This is a genomic window from bacterium (assembly GCA_016699045.1).
Taxonomy (GTDB): Bacteria; Babelota; Babeliae; order Babelales; family RVW-14; genus AaIE-18.
This window is the reverse complement of sequence record CP064957.1, coordinates 645,027-663,862: the sequence shown is the minus strand read 5'-3', so window position 1 is coordinate 663,862 and position 18,836 is coordinate 645,027. Positions and strand designations below refer to the sequence as shown.

At 41.4% G+C, this 18,836-nt stretch carries 19 protein-coding genes and 1 pseudogene; 19 read left to right on the top strand and 1 reads right to left on the bottom strand.

The window, feature by feature from the left end; translation table 11 throughout:
• Positions 1-31: 31 nt before the first annotated feature.
• Positions 32-1,543 (bottom strand): Rne/Rng family ribonuclease, encoded by a 1,512-nt coding sequence (locus IPF37_03020; protein QQR49787.1) that lies wholly within the window; start codon positions 1,541-1,543, stop codon positions 32-34.
• A 229-nt stretch (positions 1,544-1,772) separates the two neighbouring features.
• Here IPF37_03020 and IPF37_03015 point away from each other — a divergent pair, with 229 nt between their 5' ends.
• From IPF37_03015 to kdsA, 19 genes and pseudogenes are all read left to right on the top strand, one after another.
• Positions 1,773-2,468, top strand: a complete 696-nt coding sequence (locus IPF37_03015) for an OmpA family protein (protein ID QQR49786.1) — start codon at positions 1,773-1,775, stop codon at positions 2,466-2,468.
• Positions 2,469-2,615: 147 nt separating this feature from the next.
• The gene (gene gspE, locus IPF37_03010) at positions 2,616-4,322 is read left to right on the top strand and encodes a type II secretion system ATPase GspE (GenBank protein ID QQR49785.1); all 1,707 of its coding nucleotides are present in this window, start codon (positions 2,616-2,618) and stop codon (positions 4,320-4,322) included.
• A gap of 104 nt (positions 4,323-4,426) precedes the next feature.
• Positions 4,427-4,990, top strand: coding sequence for a dual specificity protein phosphatase family protein (locus tag IPF37_03005; GenBank protein ID QQR49784.1), 564 nt, complete (start codon positions 4,427-4,429; stop codon positions 4,988-4,990).
• A gap of 112 nt (positions 4,991-5,102) precedes the next feature.
• Entirely contained in the window at positions 5,103-5,669 is a 567-nt protein-coding gene (locus IPF37_03000) for a hypothetical protein (protein QQR49783.1), read from the top strand.
• A complete protein-coding gene (locus IPF37_02995) occupies positions 5,666-5,998 on the top strand; it encodes a hypothetical protein (GenBank protein QQR49782.1) in 333 nt (110 codons plus the stop codon). Before IPF37_03000 ends, IPF37_02995 begins: the two co-directional genes overlap by 4 nt.
• A 30-nt stretch (positions 5,999-6,028) precedes the next feature.
• Entirely contained in the window at positions 6,029-7,714 is a 1,686-nt protein-coding gene (locus IPF37_02990) for a type II and III secretion system protein (GenBank protein QQR49781.1), read from the top strand.
• A 23-nt stretch (positions 7,715-7,737) separates the two neighbouring features.
• Positions 7,738-8,331 carry a class IV adenylate cyclase gene (gene cyaB / locus IPF37_02985; protein QQR49780.1) on the top strand — a complete coding sequence of 198 codons (594 nt, stop codon included), beginning with the start codon at positions 7,738-7,740 and terminating at the stop codon, positions 8,329-8,331.
• Positions 8,332-8,542: 211 nt separating this feature from the next.
• Positions 8,543-8,848, top strand: a complete 306-nt coding sequence (locus IPF37_02980; GenBank protein QQR49779.1) for an RNA-binding protein — start codon at positions 8,543-8,545, stop codon at positions 8,846-8,848.
• Between the two features lie 257 nt (positions 8,849-9,105).
• Positions 9,106-9,675 carry an ankyrin repeat domain-containing protein gene (locus IPF37_02975; GenBank protein QQR49778.1) on the top strand — a complete coding sequence of 190 codons (570 nt, stop codon included), beginning with the start codon at positions 9,106-9,108 and terminating at the stop codon, positions 9,673-9,675.
• 129 nt (positions 9,676-9,804) lie between these two features.
• Entirely contained in the window at positions 9,805-11,334 is a 1,530-nt protein-coding gene (locus IPF37_02970; protein QQR49777.1) for a YifB family Mg chelatase-like AAA ATPase, read from the top strand.
• The gene (locus IPF37_02965) at positions 11,331-11,759 is read left to right on the top strand and encodes a 4'-phosphopantetheinyl transferase superfamily protein (GenBank protein ID QQR49776.1); all 429 of its coding nucleotides are present in this window, start codon (positions 11,331-11,333) and stop codon (positions 11,757-11,759) included. The genes IPF37_02970 and IPF37_02965 overlap by 4 nt, the downstream gene beginning before the upstream one ends.
• Before the next feature lie 29 nt (positions 11,760-11,788).
• Positions 11,789-13,396 (top strand): ATP-binding protein, encoded by a 1,608-nt coding sequence (locus IPF37_02960; GenBank protein QQR49775.1) that lies wholly within the window; start codon positions 11,789-11,791, stop codon positions 13,394-13,396.
• Positions 13,397-13,529: 133 nt separating this feature from the next.
• The gene (locus IPF37_02955; GenBank protein QQR49774.1) at positions 13,530-14,117 is read left to right on the top strand and encodes an OmpH family outer membrane protein; all 588 of its coding nucleotides are present in this window, start codon (positions 13,530-13,532) and stop codon (positions 14,115-14,117) included.
• Between the two features lie 22 nt (positions 14,118-14,139).
• A complete protein-coding gene (gene lpxD / locus IPF37_02950; GenBank protein ID QQR49773.1) occupies positions 14,140-15,201 on the top strand; it encodes a UDP-3-O-(3-hydroxymyristoyl)glucosamine N-acyltransferase in 1,062 nt (353 codons plus the stop codon).
• Positions 15,202-15,204: 3 nt separating this feature from the next.
• Entirely contained in the window at positions 15,205-16,140 is a 936-nt protein-coding gene (locus IPF37_02945; protein QQR49772.1) for a ribose-phosphate pyrophosphokinase, read from the top strand.
• The gene (locus tag IPF37_02940; GenBank protein ID QQR49771.1) at positions 16,134-16,700 is read left to right on the top strand and encodes an aminoacyl-tRNA hydrolase; all 567 of its coding nucleotides are present in this window, start codon (positions 16,134-16,136) and stop codon (positions 16,698-16,700) included. Before IPF37_02945 ends, IPF37_02940 begins: the two co-directional genes overlap by 7 nt.
• Positions 16,701-16,836: 136 nt before the next feature.
• Positions 16,837-17,400 (top strand): elongation factor P, encoded by a 564-nt coding sequence (efp, locus tag IPF37_02935; GenBank protein ID QQR49770.1) that lies wholly within the window; start codon positions 16,837-16,839, stop codon positions 17,398-17,400.
• A 34-nt stretch (positions 17,401-17,434) separates the two neighbouring features.
• The gene (gene nusB / locus IPF37_02930) at positions 17,435-17,974 is read left to right on the top strand and encodes a transcription antitermination factor NusB (GenBank protein ID QQR49769.1); all 540 of its coding nucleotides are present in this window, start codon (positions 17,435-17,437) and stop codon (positions 17,972-17,974) included.
• Positions 17,949-18,795, top strand: a pseudogene (gene kdsA, locus IPF37_02925) (3-deoxy-8-phosphooctulonate synthase). Before nusB ends, kdsA begins: the two are co-directional and overlap by 26 nt.
• The last annotated feature ends 41 nt before the right edge of the window (positions 18,796-18,836 follow it).

Sequence of the window (18,836 nt, the reverse complement as noted above, 5' to 3'; positions counted from 1 at the left end):
GATATCCTTGCTTATGCGACGGGAAAGCTGATTAACCTTTTGTGATCTGAAAGTGGTTACCTTCAAGATCTTCATTACTTTCTAAAACAATTTTTATGCTAAGCTTTTTTTCCAGTTGTAAAATTGATTTATACTCATGATGAATGAGATAGTCAAATACCTTGAGTGGGATGCTCAAGACAATGGAATCTTTAATATTTTTCCGTACAACTTCTTTGCTAAATTCTTGCAATAGTTCAAAGCTGAGTGTTGATGTTGATTTCACGGCGCCACTGCCATGGCAGGTTTGGCACACATGCATCAGTTGCTGCACCAATGTTTTGCCTGAGCGCTTACGTGTCATTTGAATAATACCAAATTCTGAAACTTTTAAAGTAACCGATTGGTATTTGTCGCGTTCGTGTAAATTCTTTTCAAAATGGCGGGAAAGTTTTTGACGATTGCTTTGGTTGGCCATATCAATAAAATCGATAACGATCAGACCGCCAATATTGCGTAAGCGTAGCTGTGTTGCAATTTCTTCAGCTGCTTCAAGATTGGTGCGTAGAATAGTATCTTCCATGTTGTTGGAGCCTGTGAATTTGCCAGTATTGACGTCAACAACCGTCATTGCTTCGGTTGATTCAATGATCAACGAGCCGCCTGACTTGAGCTGTACCTTTTTTTGCAGTGCTTTTTCGATTTGTTTTTCGATATCAAACTTATCAAAAAGAGGTGGTGTGCCTTCGTAAAACCTTATACGGTTGGCAAATTCTGGCGTCAACGCTTGTACAACGGAAGTAAGTTTTTCTTGGTCTTGCTTGTCGTCCGTGATGACCGCCTCAACGTCATCGTCCAAATGGTCGCGTACAGTACGCAATGAAAGCGAAAGATCTTCGTGTACCTTTTCGCCTGGTTTTGCTTTGGCAAACTTTTTTTGGACTGACTTCCAGGTTGAAAGCAGCACTTCGATATCTTTTTCTATAGCTTTTTGTTGGCGACCTTCTGCCGTTGTCCGAGCAATAGCGCCCATGCCTTCAGGAATGCATTGTGCTACAATTTCTTTTAAGCGCGTGCGTTCGTCGCGGTCTTCAATTTTTTTTGAAACACCAATTTGTGGAATATTAGGCATGAGTACTACAAATTTACCAGGTAACGTAAAGCAAGTAGTAAGTTTTGCGCCTTTTTCATGAATGGGTTCTTTAATAACTTGTACTAAGACGTCTTCACCTTCATTGAAGATTTTGCTGATATCAAGTGATGATTTAAACTCGCGTTTGCTCAATTCTTCTTCGTCGTCGAGTTGCAAAAATTCTGAAATTTTTTCAGTTGCAAGAGAGCGGTCAACTTCAGTGATATGCAAAAAACCAGACTTGCTGTGGCCGATATCAACAAATGCCGTTTGTATGCCAGGGAGAACTTTGGTGATGCGGCCTTTAAAATAACAACGTTCAAGATCTTCCTTACTTTTGGTATCAAAGTAAATATCCTGAAGTTTGTTGTCATTTAATAGGGCAACGCGCGTCTGCCACAGTTCATTGTTGATAAGAATTTTTTTTGCCATGATGCCTCAAAAAACGGAATTTTTTAATAGTTTCTCTAATTTCAAAAAATAAAAGATTTAAGCGATTCATTCGTCATTATACTCTATCCTAAAAAAAGTGAGTAATAGAATCAACAAACTGAATAAATTAGTAGTAAAATCGGACTATTTATGCTACCTTTTGTTGCAATTGGAGTAGACAACTCATAGAAAAATGGTTTTATTGTTTCAGATGTAATAGGAGTATACGATGAAAAAATTGACACTTGCTGGTCTTGCTTTAGTAGTACTTGTTTCAGGTTGTGGTAAAAAAGAAGAAGCTGAGCATTGCGATGCTGGCAGAAAATTTGTCCAAGCTGATGCCCAAGGCGAGATCCCTGTTTACACAGCAGAAAATGAAGCATTGTTCGATGATTCAGCGTTGACTGACTTTGCTTTTGTTAATGAAGAAGAAGAAGGTCTTGTTGTTTCAAATCAAGAAGTAGATAACGAAGGCAACATGATTGAACGTGAAGCAGAAGAAGATGCAGATTTGTTAGTAGCTAACGAAGCGTTTGAAGAAGATTATGAATTTCAACGTGTACATTTCGGATTCAACGAAAACGATATCAAAAAAGATCAAAAACCAGTAGTGGAAACCGATTGCAAACTTGCAAAAAAAGCTATTGAAAAAGGAAAGACGGTAACGGTTCAAGGTCATACCTGCCAAATGGGCGCAGCTGGTTACAACCTTGCACTTTCACAACGTCGTGCAGAAGCAGTTAAAAAAGAAATGGTTGCACAAGGTCTTCCAAAAGAACGTATTAAGACCATCGGTCTTGGTTACGAATCACCATTGGTTTGGACCAATGAAACCGACCGCGACAAAAAGATTGAAGCATTGTCAGCAAACAGACGTGCTGAAGTTGTGTTAGAAGATGAGCAAGAATCATTAGTAGGTGCATAACACGCTTTTAAAGAATGTATAAAAAGAGGCTCGGTATATCCGGGCCTCTTTTTTTGCATTTGTCTAAACTGTTGCCCGCGTCGTACCCATCTGATACACTCTGAGCCACGTAGAGAAATCTGATGCTAAATAAAGGAGCAGGCGCGCATGCTAAGAAAAAAGATCGGCGATATTCTTATCGACCTTGGGGTTATTACCAAAGAACAGCTTGATGAATGTTTGAAAGAACAAAAGTCAACCGGGACTTTGTTGGGAACTATTCTTGTTGAGCGTGGCTTTGCTTCAAAGCATGAAGTTGCGCGCGCGCTGAGCGAGCAGATGCAGCTGCCTTTTATTCAAAGTATTACCGAGCAAATGGCCGGTCTTGATTTGTTGCGTAAAGTGCCTCTTAAATTTTTGCGCCAACATATTGTTATGCCTATTATGTTTGAAGGTCAAAAGACTCTTGTAACAGCCAATCCTCACGATCTTCAACCGCTTGATGATCTTGCGTTACTCATGGCGGGTGATGTTCGCTATGCCGTTGCAACCGATCTGGTCATCATGGACGCCATCAATAAGTACTATCCGCTGGAAAGCAGCAAAGAAATGATGGAGGAGTTGACCGAAGAAGAAGATGAATTCGGTTTTAGCTCCATGGAAGGCAAAGATATTATGGAAATGGCTAACGAGGCACCAATTGTAAAATTGGTTAACCACGTTATGTTTCAGGCTGTCAAAGAAGATGCATCAGATATTCACATTGAACCGTACGAAAAAGAGCTGCGTGTGCGTTATCGCATCGATGGTAATTTGTACTCGCGCGTGATCCCACCCAAGCGTTATCAGGGAGCTATCGTTTCACGCATAAAAATTATGGCCCATCTCAATATTGCAGAAAAGCGGATACCGCAAGATGGTCGTATTCAAATTAAAGTTGGCGATCGTGCGTTTGACGTGCGTGTTTCCATTTTGCCGTGTAATTTTGGTGAGCGTGTAACAATGCGTTTACTTGATAAAACAAAAGTTTCTAAAGATCTACAAAAAATGGGCATGGCCGAGAAAGATTATAAACTGATTGCGCGGACTATTGAGCGGCCAAATGGCATTATTTTGGTGAGTGGTCCAACCGGTTCGGGTAAAACGTCTACTTTGTATGCTATTTTAAATCGTTTAAACCAACCAGATGTTAACATTATCACCGTTGAAGATCCGGTTGAATATACCGTACATGGTGTAAATCAGGTGCCCGTCAATGAAAAGACAGGCCTTACCTTTGCGGTTGCGCTGCGTTCTATTTTGCGACAAGACCCTGACGTGGTGCTGATCGGTGAAATTCGTGATCGCGAGACGGCAGAAATTGCAACGCAAGCTGCCTTGACCGGTCATTTGGTACTGAGTACCATTCATACCAACAGTGCACCGGCAACGATTACGCGGTTGATTGATATGGGCGTTGAGCCGTTTCTTATTGCCTCTTCCCTGATCATGGTCATTTCGCAACGCTTGGTGCGTACGTTGTGCCTTGCCTGTCGGCAGACCTACCAGCCAGATACTGAAGCTATTCGTCGGCTTGGTATTCCGCCAGCACAAGCAGCTACTGTTACCTTTTATAAAGCGATTGGTTGTGATGAGTGCTTGCAGACGGGGTATCGTGGTCGATGTGCGGTGTTTGAAGTCATGGAAGTTGATGATGCGATCGCGCGTCTTATCATCCAACGTTCAGATGCCAACGTTATTCGCGATCAGGCGCTAAAATCCGGCATGACCTTGCTGGGCCTTGATGGTGTGCGCTTGATTCAGGAAGGCAAGACCACGATTGATGAAGTGCTTTCTGTTGCTTACGTGCAAGAAGCCGATGACGCTGGTCAGTGAGGCCAGGGGGCTTTTGCGTGGTTGGTGACTTTTTGATAAAATAAGGTGTTCGTATGAGTTTTGGTTGGCGTTGTTGCCGCCGGAAAAACATCAGAGGAGCCTTTATGAAAAGAACGTTATTTTTATTAATGTTGAGTGTTGTTGTCATGAGTATTGCTCATAATTTGTCGTCTTCAATGCCTCCTAAAAATTTTTCTTGGATTTGTTCGACAGCCAAAAGTAAAATGGCGGGCATGGCTGAGCCAGCGTGCAAGGAGCACATTGCTTTTTTGGGTGAGCAAAATGTTGGATTGATTGTAACGCTTACCAAAAATCCATTGCCAATGGATTACTTTGTTGGCAATACGAGTATTAAAACTTTGCATTTGCCTATTTACAATATGCATGTGCCGACTATTGAGCAAGTTGAAGAGTTTTTGCGTGAAACAAAAGAAGCTCATCAACAAGATAAAGCCGTAGTGGTGCATTGCAAGCATGGCATGGGTAGAACCGGTACCTTTCTTGCCTGTTGGCTAATTGCCAACGAAGGCATTGATGCGGACCAAGCAATTCGTAAAATTCGTGAATTACGAAATCCTTCAATTAGTACGTTTGAACAAGAACAGTTTGTGAAGACGTTTCATAGATCACGTTTAGGTGTGTCAACAAAGTTAGCTTCTGGTAACTAAGTTATTTTTAGCTTTTTTATGTCGGTTGTTGGTTTTATTTTTTCTATAAAATCCAAACTATTTACATCGTTTTAATCTTCTGATTATGCTGATCATAAAAAAAGGAGAAGCGATGCCTTTTTGGCTACAAGAACCAATGTTTGCTGTGCATACGCGGCGCTTATCAACGCCGATGCGCCTACTGATAACGCTGTGTATCTTTTTACTTCTTGGCTCCGGATGGGGTATATTTTGTTGGTTGCCGTTGCGCAATGCTGTGGTGCAGGTAACATGTACCAATCGTGATATGCAAAAACATTTGGCCCAGCAGCAGGTGGTGCTCAAAAATCAGGAAGCAGTTGCCGTTTCTTATTTTGCAACCAGGCAAAAATATGAAGCGATGATTTGTACATTACAGCCTGAGCAGGCGATTGATGCCATGTTGGCTTCGCTTAAGCGCCACGAAATTGCGTGTAAGGGGTTGGAGCCACTGGCAAAACGGACTAAAAATTTTATTGAAAAAGAATATGTTTCGTTAAAAATGCGCGCGCCATATCGCCAGATTGTTGCATTTTTAAGTGAGCTTGATGCGCAACAGGGTCGTGCAATAAAGTGCAAAGAATGTCGCTTTAAACGTTGGCGGGATTCGCAGGTTCAGGTGCATGCGATCATGCGTTTAGCGCGATTGGCAGTGGTATGAAAAAATTTATAATCAATTTTTGTCTTGGTATATTTTTGGTTGGTTCTGTTTGGTCTCAAAAACAGCAACAACAACCAATCGCTGTTTTACGTGATCCGTTTTTTATCGAGAAAAAAAAGCGCGCAAAGCGCGTGGTTGATTACAAGCCTCAATTGGTGGGTATTGTGGGGCATGGCAAAGCGATAGGAGCGGTTATTGCACTAAGAGCTGACAAACAAAAAACAGTTTTTCAGGGCGATAGCATTGGTGGTTATCGTGTTCTTTTTGTTCACAAAGACAAGGTTGGGTTGCAACGAGGAAAAAGGATTACTACACTCTCAATGAACTAGCTATTTGGTTCTTAAAAAAGGAGAGTGTGTATGAAGTCTGGCAACATTGCAAAACTATTTTTTCTAGCCTGTTCCACCGTTTGTCGAGCTGAAGATTTGGGTGTGCGGTCGCGTTACGCGATGCCAGATATGCCGCCAACGACATTAAGTTTGATGGCGCAAGAGCATCAGGCAAAAGAGCAAGAGCAACTTGAAAATATTGAAAAATTAGTTAAACGTGTGGTGGTTGAGCAACACGATAAAAAAAATAAAACGAGTCGTCACAATAAGCAACATGACAAAAAATCAAAAACTGAACGGGTGTTGTCTGCCGATATCAAAAATACTCATACCGATCATGAAGTTTATGCCGTGTTGGCTGAGCAATATAAAAACCCTGTATTGCAAGAAAAGCGCGTGACCGTGAATTTGAAGAATGTTGAGATTAAACAAGCACTTGGCTTGTTGAGTAAACTTGCTGGGCTTAAACTTATGGTTGATGCCGAAGTTGAAGGCAGGGTGCCGGCCTTTGAGTTTCATGATATTTCGTTAGGTTCCGCGCTTAATATTTTGCTTAATAACCATGTGCCGCGCTTGGCGTTGATTAAAGATGTTGGCGTGTGGCGCGTGGTGACCGCGGCTACGGCGGCTCAAATCATGGCACTGCGGTTGCGTATTGCCAACAAACGTGCCTTGCAAAGTGATTGCATTACGATGTTTAATGCTCGTTGGGATGCTGCACTTAAAACGCGCGTAGAAAATTTGTGGCAGGGCATTGTGGGCAAAGAGGCGGGCAAGAATGGCGAATATTTAGTTTTTGATGATGAAGGCAAAAAGATTTTTTTACGCGCATCAAAACAGCAGGCTGATGATTTAAAGCGATGCTTTGCTGAAATTGATGCCAGAATCCCTCAAGTGCGGCTTGAGGCCCGAGTTGTGTTGGCTGAAAAGGATTTTGAAGATGCGATTGGTTTTGATTGGTCAGGGATTTACGATCGACGCGCTAGCATAAAGCATTTTGATTTTGCCGGTGTGGGGATTGGTGCGACTGATCCTAACAATCCGAGCGATCCTTTTGCCAACTTTTTTCCATGGGCGTTAAATTTTATACCAACCAATTTGATTGGGGGCTTTAACGTTAAGTTGCCGGTTGTTTTTGGTAATAAAACGCTTGAAACAAAACGGTTGAACTTAGTGCTGAATGCGGCTGAACATCGCAACGAAATGAAAACAATTTTAAAACCGACCTTGTTAATTAAAAGCGAAGAGATGGCTGAAATTTTGGTGGGTCAAGAAATGCCGCAAGAAATCAGATTACAAGAGACGGTTGAAGGCCAACCAACCAACGTTAATACGATCAATTACAAAGATATCGGTATGAAAATTTCAGTCAGGCCGGTGGTAGCGCCTGATCATCAATCGGTATTTTTAGATGTGTTTATTGAAAATTCTATGGTTGCTCCATCAAGTATTCCAACTGAAGGCGTGAGCTCGCACAATGGCGTACGAACCACTTTTAATTACACTATTCGTACCTCTCGCTCAAAAAGTAGGGTATTATTAGGTAGTGGCCAAACGACATTGATTGGCGGGCTGATTGAAGAACGCAATGAAAAATCGCAAACGGGCGTGCCGATATTGCAAGATATTCCGGTGTTGGGATGGTTCTTTAGAGGTCGGCGGACGGCAAAGGTTGACAAGCAACTGTTGATCTTTTTAACGCCAACGCTGATATAAAAATTTTAAGAAAGTTGACGACAATGTATGAAATTGAAATAAAACTTCAGCTTGATGCTGAGCAAACAACCCTCATGCGCACCTGGCTTGCCCAGCATGCGCAGCTTGAGCCAACACAAATGATTCAGGATTATTATTTTGATGATCCTCGAGATAGTTTTTTCTTTGACTCTCCGCATGGCTTTATAGAATATGCTAAATTGTTGCGCGTACGCAAAGCGGGGGATAAGGCCTTTGTCACGACTAAAATACGTACTTTTGATGAGCGGTTAGGAGCTATTATTGCTTGCCAAGAGAATGAGACGCAGGTTGCTGATGGCCAGGCCATGATGGATTTATTGGCTTCGTTGGGGTACATAGGCCGGCTTATTGTAGAAAAACGGCGGACGGTATGCCGCGTTGGTGAGTTTGAGATAGCTTTTGATGAATTGCCCATGTTGGGCGGTTTTGTTGAAATTGAGCTTAAAGATTCGCAGGCGCAGCCGGGCCCTGGAATGGCAAAAGTGCATGATTTTTTAAGAAAAATAGGCTTTTCGCGAGTTAAAACTATATCCAGAGGTTATTTGAACTTGCTCTTAAATCCTGCATGGGACTTTTCAAAAATGCTTGATTTATGAGTTAAATTTTGAAAAGAGGCCCCATTCCAATTGACATTTAGCTTTGCCTGTGTCACTATGACTGAGTAGCTTCTTTAACATATGTTTTATTCAAGAGAATGTTTCTAGATCAGTTCTTTTGGTTAAGTCCCATTTTTTATGGTTAGAGCGTATGCCCAAAGAGGCGTGTAGGTAGTATCGTTTTTTAGTCGTATTTCCAGAGAAGATTGTTATGAATAATCGCAAATTGTTCGTTGGTAACGTTGGTTACTCAGTTACAGAAAATGAATTGAGAGACTTGTTTGCTCAAGTTGGCAACGTTGAGTCAGTAAACATCGTTAAAGACAAATTTACAGGCAACTCCAGAGGTTTTGCATTTGTTGAAATGTCTTCATCCGACGAAGCAAGACAAGCTGTTCAAGATTTGAACAACAAAGACGTTGGTGGACGTTCACTTAAAGTAAGTGAAGCAAGATCCCGTGAAAACCGTGACAGCAATGGCAACGGTAGCAACCGCGGTGGTTTCTCACGTCGCTAATCGTCCGTTATTTGAAATTTGATTTTGCAGTAAAATGCATCTTAATTAGATTTTAAGTTTTAAAGAGCCTTATCAGAGTAATCTGGTAGGGCTCTTTTAGTTTTTACCACTTGACGCATTCAGCGTTCAAATTTTTTAAAACTTTTCTTTTCTTGAAAATTTTTTCGTTATCATGCTTGACTGATGTGTGGGTAAAGATCTGGTGGCGCTTACAGATCAATGATGTTTGTTTTTTGTATGCGATATGGAGATTGAGCATGAAAAGACTTGGTATGTTTATACTTATTTGTTGTATGTTTACGCTAGAAGCTGCGATGAATAATAACTCCAGGGATTGTTCAAAACCTGGAGAGGACGTTGATTCTTCACAAGCAGATCGTTTTTTTGTGCCACCATCAAATTTAAAAAGAACTATTTCAAGCGGCAGTGGTGGTTATGGTTCATGTTCTAATCGCGAAGTTTCTCCCTTGACACTTGTGCCATCGTCCGTTTCAAAGACGCTAGAAGAATTTTTACTGGAGGAAGAGCCTGAAGGCGAAGGCTTTACGCCGTTTCATACAGCAATTATTAATTTTGATAATGATGCTGTTGATGAATTTATTAAGCGTAACCTTGACCTTGAAAATAATGAGAATACAAAGAAAAAAACACCGCTCCATGTTGCTGTTGAAGTTGGCAATATTTACGCCGTTAATCAGCTACTTTTCAGAAAAGTTAATATTGCGTGTGTTGATAGTGCTGGGCGTACGTCTAGTCAGTTGCCAAGTAAAAAAAATGGGGAAGAGATTCAAGCATTGCTTGATCTTTATGCTGATGAAGATGAATAAATTTTTTATAAAAAAAATGTAGCGCTTGTAACATCTTTTGCAAATTAGAAAAATTAATGTTATATCTACAATGCTTTATTTGTCGATATAAGTAATTATTGTTTTCATATTAAAAATTTTTTAATCATTATGCATGCAAAAGTTTACTCAGCAACAACGGTCGGTATTGATGCTCACGAAGTCCAGGTAGAAGCGGACCTTTCTTTTGGTATGATCAAGTTTTATATCGTCGGTTTGCCAGACAAGGCAATTAACGAAAGCAAGGATCGTATTCGTGCTGCTATAAAAAATAGTGGTATTCGACTTCCCGAACGGATGATTACGGTTAACCTTGCCCCGGCCTCGCTTAAAAAAGAGCATATTCTTTTTGACGTGCCCATTGCTGTTGCTATTTTGCAAGCTGCTAAGTTGATTGATCTTACACCCACCTTTATCGATGAAACAGTGTTTTTGGGTGAGCTTTCACTTGATGGCTCTATTCGTTCGGTCAAGGGTGTTTTGTCCATTGCGCATGGTGCGCTCAAGGCAGGCAGAAAGCGCATTATTATTCCCAAAGCCAACATGTACGAAGCGAGTTTGATTAAAGATATCGATATTATTGGTGTTGAGTCGCTCTCTGAGTTAGTGACGTATTTGCGCGGCGAGATGACAATTGAGCCAACGCCATCATCGTTTGACAATGTTCAAACAACGTTACAAAAGCATCTGCTTGATTTCGATCAAGTTAAAGGTCAATTATTGGCAAAGCGTGCGCTGCAAATTGCGGCAGCTGGTCGGCATAATATTTTGTTTATTGGGCCTCCTGGCTCTGGTAAAACAATGTTGGCTAAGCGTTTTGCAACTATTTTGCCGCCCATGTCTTTTGACGAAATTATTCAAACGACAAAAATTTATTCGGTTGCTGGGCAGCTGGGCACTAGTTCGCTGATGGTGCATCGACCATTTCGCGCACCTCACCACACAATTTCGCAAGCAGGCTTGGTGGGTGGCGGGTCTAATCCACGGCCTGGCGAAATCAGTTTGGCGCACAACGGTGTTTTGTTTTTGGATGAACTTACTGAGTTTAATCGTCCAACGCTTGAAGTGTTGCGTGAGCCATTGGAAAACAAAAAGGTGCTCATTTCACGCGCGAGTTGTGCGGTTGAATATCCGGCTAATTTCTTGCTCGTGGCCGCTCTCAACCCATGTCCGTGTGGTTATTATGGCGATAAGAAAAAGAAATGCGTTTGTACTGAACAAAAAATTTCGAATTATATCAGCAAGCTTTCAGGGCCGCTGTTGGATCGCATTGATCTGCACATTAACGTTTCTGGTGTTAATTACGAAGAAATCAAAAACGTCGATCACAACAGCATGAGCTCAGCCCAGATGCTAAAAATGGTTAATGGTGCAGTTGTTTTGCAAGAGCGTCGCTTTGGTTCCATGCGTAATGCGTTTATGAATGCGACACAAATCGAACAATTTTGTACGCTGACAGACAGTGCTGAGCAAATCGTTAAGCTGGCCTTTGATCGTTTGGGTTTAAGTATGCGCGGTTATCATAAAATTTTAAAAATAGCACGTACGATTGCCGACTTGGATCAATGCGAGCAGATTGATCGTAAGCACATTCAAGAGGCAATTATGTATCGTTCGTTGGACCAAAAGTTAGAAGCATGATTGTTGGTATTGGTACAGATATTGCCGAGGTTGCTCGCTTTGAACCGTGGCTTTCTTTTTCTCGTGAACAATTATATAAAATTTTTTCTGAACAAGAACTGGTTGAGTGTGGCTTTACATCGTTGCCGGCCCACGAACAAGCTCAAAAATTGGCTACACGCTTTGCGGCAAAAGAGGCTGTTTTTAAGGCGCTGAGCGCAGCGCTGGTGCAGCTTGGCCTAACGCGTACAACTTTTTCTTTTTTATTTTTATGCAAGCATGTTCATTTGCTTAAACAAACGTGGGATGTTCCGCAGCTTTATGTAGATTGGCGGGCTCTTGAGCATAAGATTGGTGTGGCCTTGCCAGTGCTTAAAACTCATATCTCGGTAGCGCATGAACGATTACATGTTGTTGCTTTTGTGGTATTAGTTAAAGAATGTTAAAAACGTTGATACTTCGCAAAGGAACGCTCATGGTTGATCATAAAAATCGTAAATGCCTTGGACATGTACTGCTTGGCTCGTTGGTCGAGGGCCTGATAATGCGCTTAAATGCTGACTGTTCGTTGGAAGAAATTAAGACCGGTAAATTTGTTTCGATTGTTGGTAAGCACTATCGCTTCTTTTCGTTAATTACCGATTTGCAACTTGAAGTTACCCATCCCGATATTTTGCTTTTTCCGCCGTCACCAGACGAACAGCTGTTAACAGACATGCTTAAACAGCGTGACATGTACGCAAAAGTTGAGTTACGGCCAATGCTTATGATTGATCAGCTTAATCATAAGATGCCGGTAAAAACTATTCCTGGTCATTTTGCGCAAGTGTTTGATGCTAGTGAGCAAGATGTTGCCGATATTTTTGGTGATGAAAAATTAGATAAAAAATACTTTCATATTGGTTCTCCGCTCGATATGAAAACGCCGGTTTGTTTAGACCTTGAGCGTTTTACTGAGCGGAGTAATGGTATTTTTGGTAAAACAGGAACGGGTAAGACGTTTATTACGCGGCTTATTTTGGCGGGGATGGTTAAGTCTGAACAGGCAGTGAATTTGATTTTTGATATGCATAGTGAATATGGCTATCAAGCACGCAAAGAGGGCGGAGGTCATTCGTTTGTAAAAGGCTTGAAAACACTTTTTCCTAATAAAGTTGCTATTTTTTCGCTTGATCCTGACGCAACGCGTCGTCGTGGTTGTACGCCTGATTATGAGGTGGTACTTGGCTATCAAGACATTCATGTTGAAGATGTGATGTCGTTGCAGCAAGAGCTTAACTTGCATCCAACCGCCTTGGAAGCTGCCTATTTGATTGCCAGTAAGTACAAGGGCCAGTGGCTTGAAGTTCTTTTGAGCCAAGAAGGAACGCTTAAAGAATTTGCCGATCAAATTGGCGCGCACGTTGAGTCGGTTGGCGCCTTGTACCGCAAGCTTAAACGCATCGAACGTTTTCCCTTTTTAAAAAAAATGGCATCAAATAATTCAGTGATCGATCGCATGATGGAATGTTTGGATAAAGGCATTCACGTGATTTTGGAATTTGGCAATCAGACATCAATGTTGTGTTATTTGTTGGTAGCCAACATTTTAACGCGGCGCATTCATGAAGAATATATGGCAAAAACGGAGCGCTTTTTGGCATCGCAAAATAAGGGCGATGAGCCGCGAAAATTGCTGATAACGATTGAAGAAGCGCACAAATTTTTAAATCCAGAAGCGGCTCGACAAACTATTTTTGGAACTATTGCGCGCGAAATGCGTAAATATTATGTTTCACTGTTGGTTGTTGACCAGCGGCCTTCGGGCATTGATCCAGAAATTATTTCTCAAATTGGGACTAAGATTGTTGCATTGTTAAACGACGATCGTGATATTCAAGCGGTGTTGACGGGCGTGAGTAATGCTACGGGCTTGCGTACTATTTTGGCAACGCTTGATAGTAAAAAGCAAGTGTTGTTGATGGGGCATGCGGTACCAATGCCGGTTGTGGTGCGTACACGAGAGTACGATGATTTGTTTTATGGAGCAATGGTTACCTCGCCAACCAAAGATCTAAAAAATATCATTGATGAGATTTTTTAGAGCACCAAAAAAGAGGTAATCTAAAATACAAACCAACTCAATTTGACGTTGGTTTGTAAAAGAGCTACGATTTCTATGATCAAAAGAAAAATGTAATTGTTATGTATCACTGATTTATTTCAAAGGAGTAATTATGAAAAAGGTATTATTGGGGCTTGCGCTTGCATCAGCATTCAATTTCAGTTTTGTGTCTGCAAAAAATGAAGCATTAGTTTCGATTGACAGTATGTATCTTATGCAAGAATCACAAGAAGGCAAACTTCTTACTGAAGATATTAAATCAAAGGTACAAGCATTTCAAAATTATGCTAAAGAATCCAACGAAAAAATTAGCAAACTTAAACAAGAAATCGAAGACCAAAAAGAAGTTTTGAGCGAAAAAGCATTATCTGAAAAGAAAGAAATGCTTGCACAAATGGAAAGCACCGAAAACAAGACCCTTTCTCAAAGAGAACAAGGTCTTCGTATGGAAATCCAAAAAACCCAAATGCAATTGCATGACAAACAACGTAAAGTTGCTGACAGACTTATGTCTGAACAAAACTGGAGCATGATTATTGACAAAAATACTCCTGGTGTATTGTGTGTTTCAAAAGCTATCGACAAAACAAGCGATGTTTTAAAGGCTCTTGATGCTGAATATTCCAGCAAAAATGAAGCAACAAAGTCAGTAGCTCCTGCAGTAAAAGGCAAAGAAAAAGCAACCGTTAAAACTGCGTAATTAATTTTTTAGGGACGGCTTCATGAAAATTGCATTACAACTAGGGCAAATCAAACAAATTCTTGGCGAGGGTATCAGTACTCTTGACGATTCGTTTGTGGTCAACAATATTTCGTCGCTAGAGCATGCCCGTCCTGAAGATTTGGCAGTTATTTTTGAGCGTGGCGATGCTTCAGTTTTTGATAATGTTTCATCAAAAATTATTGAGCAGAGTGGTGCGGGACTTTTGTTGGCGGCGCAAAAATTAGTCGACAACAAGCAGTACTTGCTGGTTAATGACCCGCTGCAAGCGTTTCAAAAATTAGTTAATTTTGTACAAAATAAAGATCGAGCCTTGCAAGAAGCTCGATCTTTATTTGAAAATGTTCAGGTTCATCCATCGGCAGTGGTAGCGCCAGGGGCCAGCATTGGTGCTGGTAGCCATATTGGCGCGCTTGCGTATGTCGGTCGTAATTGTGTTATTGGCCAGCGCGTTCTGGTTTATCCGGGGGCCAAAATTCTTGATGAATGCATTATTGGTGATGATAGTATAATTCACGCTGGAGCTGTTATCGGCTCTGATGGTTTTGGTTATCAGGTTGGTAAACAGGGTTTGCGCAAAGTGCCGCAAATTGGCATTGTAAGACTTGGCAAAGAAGTAGAAGTTGGTGCTAATTCAACCATTGATCGCGGATCATTTGATGAAACGGTAATTGGCGACATGGTTAAGCTTGATAACAATGTTCACATTGCACACAATGTTCGTGTTGGCCAAGGTACCATTATCCTTTCATTTACTGCCGTTGCCGGTAGTGTAACGATTGGGGCGGGCTGCCAGATTGGTGGGCTTGTTGCTATTCGTGACCATATAAAAATTGGCAATCGTGTAAAAATCGTTTCAAAAAGTGGCGTAATGAGCGATGTTGCCGATGGCAGTGTGGTGGCAGGGTTGCCCGCTATGCCTTTTGGTACGTGGAAGCGCATGCTTGTTATGCTCAACAAATTGCCAGACTTGTTTAAAGTTGCCAATGACGTGCAAAAAATTGTTGAGCATCATAAAAAGCCGTTCTGGAAAAAGTTTTTCATAATTTATCTGTGTGAGTAAGTGGTGATTGTAAGTCGTAAAAATTCAAAACTTGCTCAATTATTGAGTGCTCGGCTAGAAAAGCCTTTAATCGGGTACGAACCTATTAGTTTTGCCGATACAGAAACGTTGATTAACCTTGATTCGTTTGAGCATACTGAAACGCCGGTGGCTCTTTTTGTTTGCCAGTTTTCTTCCTTTTGTTTACAAAGTCAGTCGAGCTATCATGTAAACAATGAGCTCTTGCAGCTTTTATTGGTAGCAAGCATGCTGAAACAACGTGGTGTTAAAAAGCTTGTTGGTTTGCTGCCATATCTGCCGTATACGCGTCACGACAAAAAAGATGCAGCTGGCAATCCAGGACACTTTGAGTCGGTTGGCAAGTTATTGCAAGCAGCAGGGTTTGATGAAATTATTACGTGTGATATTCATTCTGAGCAGAATGCTTTATTGCTGCCATTGCCACTTCGTACCATATCGCTCGTGCCACTTTGGGCCGATTTTTTAAAACAACAGGATCTTGAAAAAGATACCTGCATTGCTACGCCAGATGTTGGGGGGGTGGCTCGTGCTCAAGAACTGGCTGATGCTCTTGGTTTAGAATTGGTGATGCTTGAAAAAAAACGTATTGGCATTGATCTTTCAGTTTCATTAACGTTGACTGGAGATGTTGCAGAAAAACGGGTAATCGTGATCGATGATATTATTGATACGGCAGGTACCGCTTTGCATGCGTATCAAACCATTCGTCAGCATGGTGCGCGTCGCGTTGAGGGTTGTTTTTCTCATGCAGTTCTCTCTTCGCTGGCTCAGCGCTTTGTACACCATGATTTTTTTGATAAACTTTACGTTACGAATTCATTAGGACTTGATCAAAAACAGTTTCCAAAAGCGATTACGGTTGTTCCGATAGAAGAATTTTTGGTGCATGTTGTAGCAGAAGAAAAGGATTTATGGTGAGTAAGGCTGGGCATGTTGAGACACTTTTTGATGGCAGTACAATCCGGGCCGTAATTGGTCTTGGCAATCCGGGTGCGAAATACAGTAAGACGCGGCATAATATTGGCTTTCGCATTGTTGAGGCATTGGCAGAGCAAGCTAATGCCGTGTGGCAGATAACTGATAAAATGGAAGTAGCTCAGGCATCGGTTACCGCTAAGGGCGGAGTTGCAAGTATGTACTTTATTAAGCCGCTGACGTTTATGAATGAGTCTGGCAAGGTTATGGCTTTTTTAGCCAAAAAAGGAATTCAGCCAAGCCAGATTGTGGTAGTGCATGATGAGCTTGAAAAGCCTTTTGAAAACATAAGTATCCGCTTTGGTGGCAGTGCTAAAGGCCATAACGGCTTGCGATCAATAATGGGGATTGTTGGCGCTGATTTTTGGCGTTTGCGTTTTGGCATAGGTCGGCCAGTTAACAAAGACGAGGTTGGGGACTATGTTTTAAAGCCGTTTTCGTCGCAAGAAGAGCAAAAAATGGACTATCTTATTGATCAGGCCTGTCGGCTTATAATTGGCTGATTTGCCGTTTTAATACTTTTTTTAACAAAAAATCTTTATATTGCTGGATTAAGTTGAAAAAAACTGTATGTTGATTTACCTTTATTCATATGGTTTTTCAAACACAGGAACGTTTTAAAAGAGGTAAGGGTATCTCGTGATTTCAACATCAGATTTCAAAAAAGGTTCAACTAAAATTTTGTGGAACAATGAGCCTTGGCTTATTATGGATTATCAATTGGTTAAGCCAGGCAAAGGTGGCACGTATTTGCGGACCAAAATGCGCAATTTGCTGACTGGTCGCACGTTGGAAGAAACCTTCCGTTCTGCTGAAAAATTCCCAGAGCCAGAAATTGAGCAAATCAACATGCAGTATCTTTATACTTCAGATGATTTGTACCATTTTATGAATCAAGAAAGTTTTGAACAAGTTGATTTGAGCGAAGATCAAATTGGTCGCGCAAAAGATTACTTGAAAGAAGGCGAAATGTACAGCGTGTTAACGTTTAAAGATCGTGCGGTCAACGTTGATCCGCCAATGTTTATGCAATTGACCATAACAGAAACCATGCCTGGAGTTAAAGGTGATACCGCACAAGGTGGTAGTAAGCCTGCAACGCTTGAAACCGGTTTGGTTATTAGCGTGCCTTTGTTTTTGCAAGAAGGCGATAAAATTAAAATTGACACACGTGAAGATAAATATATTGAGCGTGTAAACTAGTTTGAATTTAGTTGGGCGGTAAGGGTTAAGTGCCATGAATGAAAAAGACATTAAAGATCAAAACATTGTTGAACAGGAAAACAATGAGCAAGAGTTTTTCCTGGGAGAAGAGTATCCACTAAAAGCGGCGTCCAGACGTGATGAACGTTTTGTGGCGTTTCATTTAATTTATGCGCTTGACCGCTTAGATTATACTATTCATCTGGATGCGTTGATTCAAGACTTCAAGGATGGCTTTAACTTAGACGTTGAGCCTGAGTCATTTGCCTATAAATTGGCGGATGGTGTTATTGATCAACGAGCTGAGCTTGATGAACGCGTTAAGCCTTTTTTGAAAAATTGGAAGCTTGAGCGTCTTGGTTGCTGTACGCGCCTTATTTTGCGCATGGCATTGTGGGAGTTTGAACAGCCTGATGCGATTGTTTCAATAGTTATCAACGAAGCAGTTGAATTGGCAAAAGCTTTTGCAGAAAAAGATTCGTATAAATTTATCAACGGTATCTTGGACGAAATGTGCAAAAATATGGTAAAGAAGGTAAATGGAGACGATGAATCAAAAACACCTTTGGCTTGAACAGATGAGTGGCAACGAAAAGCCGCTCTTTTTTATTTTAGGGCCATGTGCGTTGCAAAGTGAAGAACATACGCTCATGCTTGCTCATGAGCTTAAAAAATTATCTGAAAAACTTTCGTTCAATCTTGTTTTTAAAGGTTCCTTTGATAAAGCAAATCGTATATCCGCCAAAAGTTATCGCAGTCTTGGAATAGACGAGGGTTTGCGTATTTTTGAAAAAGTTAAAGCAACACTTGATCTTCCCGTGGTGACCGATATTCATGAATCGTGGCAAGCGGCTCATGTGGCCGATGTTGCAAATGTTTTACAGGTACCAGCATTTTTATGTCGCCAAACAGACCTGTTACTTGCTGCTGGTAAAACTGGTCGTACGGTGTTTATAAAAAAGGGGCAGTTTGTACGACCTGAAAAAATGGGCGCCTTGGTTGATAAAGTTGCTTCAACAGGTAACGAACGCGTATGGCTTGGTGAGCGTGGCTTTACGATGGGCTATGAAGACTTGGTTGTAGATCCGCGAAATTTCTCGATTATGAAGCGTTTTGGTAAGCCGTTTAGTTGTCATTGATGCCACCCATTCCGTGCAGCGTCCTGGGCAGCTTGGTGATTCTTCTGGCGGGGATCGACATTTTGTGCCGCCGGTTGCCGCTGCGGCGGTAGTTCAGGGGATAGCAGGTGTTTTTATGGAAGTTCATGAAGAACCTGAAAAGGCCTTGTGTGACGGTCCAAATTCTGTTCGTCTTTCTCAGTTGCCTGATGTTTTACGATATCTGATCGATCTTGATGCGTGGGCTAAACAGCACCCTGTTCCTGAGTGCGTATAAGCTTTTTTATCAGCAGAGTAAGGCTTTCTTTGTTTTCTTTA